Source organism: Streptomyces sp. NPDC058157, from assembly GCF_042884105.1.
Taxonomy (GTDB): Bacteria; Actinomycetota; Actinomycetes; order Streptomycetales; family Streptomycetaceae; genus Streptomyces.
The window spans coordinates 1-5,069 of record NZ_JBHVUQ010000328.1 but is presented as its reverse complement, the minus strand read 5'-3'; the positions used below and the strand labels follow the sequence as shown (position 1 = coordinate 5,069).

The following is a 5,069-nucleotide window of genomic DNA, read 5'->3' as shown; positions in this document are numbered from 1 at the left end:
TCCGTGGCGGGACGTTCTGTCATGGGTCGCCGCAGGCGATCGCGAAGCGACGCGACGAAGGAGCGCCCTTGACAGGCCGGCCCGACGCGGAAGGACGATGAGACTGACGGGAAAGCCCCAACCCCTCCCTGAGACCGCCCTACTTGGGTCCCGCCCACCCCCGGGCCCCGGTCGCCGTCTCCCCGTCCGCCCGATCGGGTTCCGTCACCCCGGTTCCGTCCCGCCAGTGCTGTCCGCCAGTGCCGTTCCGCCGGGGGGTGATGGCCCCCCTACACCCGTATCAATTCCACCCCCGCCCCCTCGAACGCCGCCGCCAGGGAAGGGGTGAGGGCCGTGTCCGTGACCAGGGTGTGGACCGTTGTGGTCGGGCAGATGCGGGCGAAGGCGCGGACGCCCAGTTTCGTGGAGTCCGCCGCGACCACCACGCGCCGGGCGCGGGTGCACAGGAGGCTGTTGACGGCCGCCTCGTCCTCGTGGCGGGTCGCCGCGCCGTCCGCCGGGTCGAAGGCGTCCACGCCCACCACCGCCGTGTCCACGGTGAGCTGACCGAGCGTCTGCTGGGCCAGCGGGCCGGTGAGTTCGTACGACTGGGGACGGGCCACCCCGCCCGTCAGCACGATCTTGAACTGGGGGCGGATCACCAGCTCGCCCGCGATGTTCAGGGCGTTGGTGACCACGGTGAGCGCGGGGGAGCCGCCGGCCAGGTCCGGGCGGGCCGCCAGGGCGCGGGCCACCTCCGTCGTGGTGGTGCCGCCCGTCAGGCCGACCACCTCGCCGGGCGCGATCAGCGCCGCGACGGCCTCGCTGATCCGCCGCTTCTCGGCGGCCCGCCGTGACGTCCGGTAGCGCAGGGGGAGTTCGTACGACACCCCGTGCGGCACCGCCCCGCCACGGGTGCGCACCAGCAGCTGCTGTTCGGCCAGCTGGTCGAGGTCGCGGCGGATGGTGGCGGCGGAGACGCCGAGCGTCTCGGCGGCGGCCTCCACCTCGACCCCGTCCCGCTCCACCAGCAGGTCCAGCAGTCTCTGCCAGCGTTCCGTGCGGGTCATGGCGCCCCTCCCGTGTCGTCCCCCGTGTCGGCCGCCGGGCCGTCCCGGTGCCGTGCCGGGTTCCCTTCCCCGGCCGTGCCGTCGACATTAGCCGAGGCGAACACCTCGTCGATGCTTGAAGTTGCGTGAAACGGGCCGCTACCTTGCAGGAACACGCACCGGAACACGCGCCGGAACGCGCAGCACCACGCAGTAACAGCACGCAGGAACCGCCAGGATGACGCATCCAACGCGCAGGGAGCCCGCATGAGTCACGTCGCGTACGAGTTGGCCACGCAGCCCGAGAGCTGGGAACGGGCCGCCGAACTGGCCCCGGCCCACCGGGCGGTGCTGCCGGGGCCGGGGGAGCGCACCGCGATCGTGGGGTGCGGGACCTCGTACTACATGGCCCAGGCCGCCGCCGCCCTGCGCGAGGAGGCCGGGCAGGGGGAGACCGACGCCTTCCCGGCCTCGGAGTTCCCCCGCCACCGCCGCTACGACCGGGTGGTGGCCCTGACCCGGTCGGGGACCACCACCGAGGTGCTGGACCTGCTGTCCGGGCTGCGGGAGGCGGGGATCCCGGCCACCGCGGTCGTCGGTGACCCGGACACCCCGGTGGCCGGCCTCGCCGACGCGCTGGTCGTGCTGGACTTCGCCGACGAGCGGTCCGTCGTCCAGACCCGCTTCGCCACCACCGCCCTCACCCTCCTGCGGGCCCACGTCGGCGCGCACACCCCGGACGTGGTCGCCGACGGCCGCGCCGCGCTGGCCGCGCCCCTGCCCCCCGGGCTGGAGGCACGGGGGCAGTTCACCTTCCTCGGACGGGGCTGGAGCGTGGGACTGGCCCACGAGGCGGCCCTGAAGATGCGCGAGGCCTCCCTGTCGTGGGCCGAGGCCTACCCGGCGATGGAGTACCGGCACGGCCCGGTCAGCGTCACCGGCCCCGGCTCGGTCACCTGGTCGCTGGGCGGCACCCCCGAAGGGATCGCCCAGCAGGTCCTGAGCACGGGCGCGGAGTGGGTGGACGGCACTTTGGACCCGCTCGCCGAACTGGTCCGGGTGCACCGCCTGGCCGTGGCGGTCGCCGCCGTGCGGCAGCTGGACCCGGACGCGCCCCGCAACCTCACCCGCTCGGTGATCCTCACCAGCGGCGAGGGGGCGGTCCGATGAGCCTCGTCCCCGCAGGGACCCTCGTCGCGGAGGCGGCCGCCGCCGGACGGGCCGTCGCCGCGTTCAACGTCATCACCCTGGAACACGCCGAGGCCGTGGTCGAGGGGGCCGAGCGGGCCGGGCTGCCCGTGATCCTCCAACTCAGCGAGAACGCCGTGAAGTTCCGCGGCGGGGCCCTGCTGCCCATCAGCCGGGCCGCCGCCGCGTGCGCCGAGGCCGCGGGGGTGCCGGTCGGGCTGCACCTGGACCACGTCAAGAGCCCCGACCTGCTGCGGCAGGCCGCCGACGCCGGTTACGGCTCGGTGATGTACGACGCCGCGCACCTGCCCTACGCCGAGAACCTGGAGGCCACCCGGTCCGCCGCCGACTGGGCGCACGTGAACGGGCTGTGGATCGAGGCGGAGCTGGGCGAGGTCGGCGGGAAGAACGGCGCCGCCCCGCTGGACCCGCACGCCCCGGGCGCCCGGACCGACCCGGACGAGGCGCGGCGGTTCGTCGCCGACTCCGGGGTGGACGCCCTGGCCGTGGCCGTCGGCAGCACCCACGCCATGACCAGCAGGACCGCCGCCCTCGACCACGCCCTGCTGGCGCGCCTCGCCAAGACGGTGGACGTTCCCCTGGTGCTGCACGGCTCCTCCGGTCTGCCGGACGGGGAGCTCGCCGCTGCGGTGGCCGGCGGCATCCGCAAGGTCAACATCGGCACCGCGCTCAACGTGGCCATGACGGAGGCCATCCGCACCCATCTGACCGGGGCCGACCCCCGCCCCTACCTCACCGCCGCGCGTGCGGCGATGGCGGCGACGGCCGAGGCCATGATCGCCGCCCTGAACTGACGCCCTGCCGCCACTCCCCCCATCACCACACCCCCCGTCACCACACCCCCGTCACCGCATCCCTTCCGACGCCCGGCCCCGGCCGGGCGTCTTTGTGCGTGGGCGGTCCGCGAGCTACTTGCGAGTACCGCATTTGCCAGGTCAAGTGGCCATTCACGTCTTACATGCGGCCTTATCTGACTGCTACATTCCGCAGGTGCCATCCGCGTGCCAAGGGTGCGGGACAGTCCACGACCTGGTTTGTCCCGCACCCCGCGCACGGCACCCGCTCCCGCGAGGCCCCGTCCGTCCGCTGATCCAGCGCACCACGCACAGCCCCACCGCGGCACCGGCCCCACGCCCCGAGGCGTCCGGCCGGCACCCCCGACCCGAGCGAGCCCCCGCACCCCGCCGCACCGGACGTCAGCGTCGACGACTCCGGCGGCGCCCGTGCGCGCCTTCGCCCGCCCGAACGCTCCACCTCCGAAAGGGAGACGTCCTGATGGACAAGTTCCTGCGCCGGCGCCCGCTGGCCGGGAGGGCGCTGATCCTCGGCGCCCTGCTGGCCCTGGCCATACCGGGCACCGCCTACGCCAATACCGTGGGCGTGACCGTGAAGACCCCCGGCGCCACCTCCGGGCCCGGCTCCGCCTTCGCCGAGATCTCCACCAACGCCCACTGTTCGAGCGGCCTGATCTCCGGCGGCGGCATCAACCAGGCCATCGGCACCGGCTCCTCGTCCAACGGCAACAAGATCAACGGCAGCTCGCCCAGCCCCGACGGCAGCACCGAGTACACCGGCTCCACCGGCGTCGTCGGTACCGACGTCGCCTACTGGCTCGGCATCGGCGGCAGCGGGGGAGCGGTCAACGCCTCCTTCTCCAGCACCCCGTACGCCATGTGCTTCACCAGCAACCTCATCAACCACACCCAGGTGGTGATGAACAAGGTCGCGGGCCCCGTCACCAGTTCTACGGTGGGCCTGGTCACCGCGACCTGCCCCTCGGGCACCCGCCTGCTCGGCGGGGGAGCCCGGATCACCCCGGCCGTCGTCGGCAGCCTCAAGCCGATCGCCAGCTTCCCCACGTTCAACGACTCGGCCCACGGCTACGGCCAGAAGGCCGCGGCCGACGGGGAGACCAACCCCGACTCCTGGAGCGCCGTCGGCTGGAACGGCGGTGGCGGTGACAGCGGCAACACCACGTACGCGTACGCCATCTGCAGCGGCAACAACATCAACATCAGCGGCACCACCGTCAAGGTCCGCTTCTCCGAGGTCAGCGGCCCCACCGCCGGCACCGCCGGCGCGACCGTCACCGTCGGCTGCGGCCAGAACGACGGAAAGCTGGTCAGCGGCGGCGCCGCCATCAGCGGGGGCTCCGTCACGACCACCAACTTCACCGGCCCGGGCTCCCCGGGCGACCACCTCAACGGCAGCTACCCCAGCGACTCCGGCGGCAGCCCGGTCTCCGACGGCACCACCAGCGCCGCCTACTGGTCCGCCTACACCCACACCGGGGCCCCCAGCTCCCCGAACACCTACTCCGACGCCTGGGCGCTGTGCGCCGACGACGGCGTCTGACCGACGGATCCACCCGCCGCACGGTCGCCGCGGCCGGCGCCACACCCGTGGACCCGGCCGCGGCCCCGCACGTCCCTCCCCCCGAGCACCGTCGTTTGGAACCCCCTTGAGCATGTACCGATCGAAGATCCTGAAGGCGGCCGGCGCCGCGGGCCTCGTGGCCGCCGCCCTGGCCCCCCTCCCCGCGACGGCCGACACGGCACCACCCGCCACCCCTTGCGGCACGGGCGGCACCTTCACCGCCGCGACCCCCTCCTGCGCCTACGGCGACGTCGGCACGGACACCTTCACCGTCCCGGCCGGGGTGAGCGAGGTGACGGTCGACCTCTTCGGCGCCGAGGGCGGCAGCGCGGCCGGCTACGTCCTGCCCGCACCCCCGAACGCGGGCGCGCCCGGCGGCCTGGGCGGCGAGACCCGCGCCACGCTGGCCGTGACCCCGGGCCTGACTCTGCAGATGACCGTCGTCGGGCTCGGAAG

4 protein-coding genes and 1 pseudogene are annotated in these 5,069 nt (G+C 74.1%); 4 read left to right on the top strand and 1 reads right to left on the bottom strand.

The window, feature by feature from the left end:
* Positions 1-269: 269 nt before the first annotated feature.
* Entirely contained in the window at positions 270-1,049 is a 780-nt protein-coding gene (locus ACFVXK_RS37015; protein ID WP_389621295.1) for a DeoR/GlpR family DNA-binding transcription regulator, read from the bottom strand.
* A 246-nt stretch (positions 1,050-1,295) separates the two neighbouring features.
* Here ACFVXK_RS37015 and ACFVXK_RS37010 point away from each other — a divergent pair, with 246 nt between their 5' ends.
* The 4 genes and pseudogenes from ACFVXK_RS37010 to ACFVXK_RS36995 all read left to right on the top strand — a co-directional run.
* Entirely contained in the window at positions 1,296-2,198 is a 903-nt protein-coding gene (locus ACFVXK_RS37010) for an SIS domain-containing protein (protein ID WP_389621292.1), read from the top strand.
* Positions 2,195-3,031: a class II fructose-bisphosphate aldolase gene (locus tag ACFVXK_RS37005; protein ID WP_389621289.1), complete on the top strand. Its 837-nt coding sequence runs from the start codon at positions 2,195-2,197 to the stop codon at positions 3,029-3,031. The genes ACFVXK_RS37010 and ACFVXK_RS37005 overlap by 4 nt, the downstream gene beginning before the upstream one ends.
* Positions 3,032-3,512: 481 nt before the next feature.
* Positions 3,513-4,592, top strand: a complete 1,080-nt coding sequence (locus ACFVXK_RS37000) for a hypothetical protein (RefSeq protein ID WP_389621287.1) — start codon at positions 3,513-3,515, stop codon at positions 4,590-4,592.
* Between the two features lie 106 nt (positions 4,593-4,698).
* Positions 4,699-5,069: pseudogene (locus ACFVXK_RS36995) on the top strand (hypothetical protein); the annotation flags it as partial.

Excerpts from the sequence above, each read along its gene's own strand:
- ACFVXK_RS37015 (WP_389621295.1), bottom strand. The coding sequence starts at position 1,049 with ATGACCCGCACGGAACGCTGGCAGAGACTGCTGGACCTGCTGGTGGAG.
- ACFVXK_RS37010 (WP_389621292.1), top strand. The coding sequence starts at position 1,296 with ATGAGTCACGTCGCGTACGAGTTGGCCACGCAGCCCGAGAGCTGGGAA.
- ACFVXK_RS37005 (WP_389621289.1), top strand. The coding sequence starts at position 2,195 with ATGAGCCTCGTCCCCGCAGGGACCCTCGTCGCGGAGGCGGCCGCCGCC.
- ACFVXK_RS37000 (WP_389621287.1), top strand. The coding sequence starts at position 3,513 with ATGGACAAGTTCCTGCGCCGGCGCCCGCTGGCCGGGAGGGCGCTGATC.